Here is a 1,958-nt window from a genome sequence, read left to right on the forward strand (position 1 = left end):
GGCCGGCCGTTCTGGTGGTCCGGCTGCCAGTTATCGGCAGGCCCGCGCCGCCGGGATTCGCGCCGCCGGGCTCCGCGCCGGGGTCCTCGCCGGCTCCGGGGGAGGTCGAGGGGCTCGCCGGGGCCGGGCCGTTGACCAGTTCCAGCGGAGCGAAGTTGCCGTTGGTCCGGATGTCGGCCATCGGTAGCGCCCGCGCCCGCAGCCCGACAACACCGTCGGTGCCCCGGGTCACCGCGGCGCCCGGCACCTTGAAGTAGTCGACCACCTTGCGCAGACCGCCGCGGGAGGCCGCCCAGCTCAGGCTCTGCCAGCGGAACGGCAGCCCGTGGACGTTCCCAGGCGCGGCGTCCGGCCGTACCGAGACCATCGGGGCCTCGAGGGTCAGCCCGCCGTGCCCGGGCACGACCGCGTCGTCGAACTGGCACCAGGCGATCTCCGCGTCGGTCCCGGTCGTGTACCAGCAGTTGCGGTAGTGCCGGGTGAACGTCAGGTCGCCGTACGCCCGCACCTCGGCGACCAGGCCGCGGACGGGTGCGGCCTGCACACTGATCACGCCGAGCGGCGCGATGACCTCCTCGCCGCGGTGCACCGGGTAGGTCACCTTCTGCCACATCTCGCCGTCGACGAGTTCGGTGACCGCTTCAAGTGCCGCGGGGTCCGGTGGTGCCGCGACCGCTGCACCCGGCGCGGCCGCGAGGACCAGCGTGGTCACCAGGGCGAGCCGGCCGGACATGAGGCGACTCCGGGACTGGGCGACGCGGACACCGGATGCTACGACGCCGGCCGGCCATTGTGGCCGTTTGGCGGCTTTTATCCGGTGCGTGTCGCCTGCGGTGGAGGCCTCAGATGATCAGGTCCAGGGCGCTGCCGAGCTGCCCGATGTCCAGCGTCTTGCTGGTCGTCTGGCGTTCCTTGAGGGAGTCCTCCTCGGTCCGGGTGAGGACCGCCTTGTCCTTGGCGGCGACCTTCTCGGCCGCCTTCGCCGCCAGGTCGTCGGCCAGCTTCTGCTGGATGCGCTGGAACTCGGTGCGGGCGCTGGGCGTGCTGGACCCCGTCGAGCCGATGGCCTCGACTGCCATGGTGAACCCCTGTCGTCGTCGCTGACTGTCGGGCCACCCCATCGGCAGGGTCGCGCGGATCTGCACCACTATTTGCGGGCGATTTCCCAGGCGTCGCGCAGGGCCGTTCCGTGCAGGGCGGCGTTGATGCCGAGCCAGCGCAGCGGTTCCGGCTCCCAGGCGCGGGAGCGGTGGCCGGTCCACGGCAGCCGGGTGCGTTCTGAGTCCGTACCGGTGATCAGGTCGGCCAGGGTGCGCCCGGCCAGGTTGGCCGCCGCGACGCCGTCGCCGACGTAGCCGCCGGCCCAGGCCAGGCCGTCGGCCAGGCCGACCGAGGGCATCCAGTCGCGGGGGATGCCCAGCGGCCCGCCCCACCGGTACGCGATCGGCGGGTCGATGCCGAAAAGGTCGGTCAGGGCCTTGCGCAGCGCCGCGAAGACGCCGGGCTCGCGGTCGTACGCCGGGCGCACCCGCGAGCCGAAGTGGTACGGCGCACCCCGCCCGCCGAACGCCAGCCGGTCGTCGGCGGTCCGCTGGCCGTAGACGATCAGGTGCCGGTGGTCGGTGAACGTCTCACGCCGGGCCAGGCCGATCCGCTCCCACACCTCGGGCGGCAGCGGCTCGGTGGCGATCATCAGGGAGTACACCGGGGCGAGGGTGCGCCGGTGTCCCGCCAGGGCGGCGGTGTAGCCCTCCAGGGCCCGGACCACCACGTCCGCGCGTACCGTGCCGTGGTCGGTGACGACCGCGCCGCGCGACAGCCGCAGCGCCCGGGTGCCCTCGTGGATCGCGACGCCCCGGCGCTCTACGGCGGCCGCCAGTCCGCGGACCAGGGCGGCCGGCTGCAGCGACGCGCAGTCGGGGCTGAACGTGCCGCCGAGCACCCCGGCGGCACCGCAC

General features: G+C 74.0%; 3 protein-coding genes. All 3 read right to left on the bottom strand.

What is annotated here, in order from left to right; translation table 11 throughout:
• Positions 1-733: hypothetical protein (locus tag AB0C29_RS45925; protein ID WP_360834324.1), on the bottom strand; the 733-nt coding region annotated here is incomplete at its 3' end.
• A 109-nt stretch (positions 734-842) separates the two neighbouring features.
• Positions 843-1,079: a hypothetical protein gene (locus tag AB0C29_RS45930; protein ID WP_360834326.1), complete on the bottom strand. Its 237-nt coding sequence runs from the start codon at positions 1,077-1,079 to the stop codon at positions 843-845.
• 68 nt (positions 1,080-1,147) lie between these two features.
• Positions 1,148-1,958 (bottom strand): FAD-binding oxidoreductase (locus tag AB0C29_RS45935; RefSeq protein ID WP_360834328.1); only part of this gene is annotated, 811 nt, incomplete at its 5' end.

The organism is Actinoplanes sp. NPDC048791 (assembly GCF_040650095.1).
GTDB lineage: Bacteria > Actinomycetota > Actinomycetes > Mycobacteriales > Micromonosporaceae > Actinoplanes.

What these genes read in the sequence shown, in the direction of transcription:
- AB0C29_RS45930 (WP_360834326.1), bottom strand. Translation starts at nt 1,079, where the DNA reads ATGGCAGTCGAGGCCATCGGCTCGACGGGGTCCAGCACGCCCAGCGCC.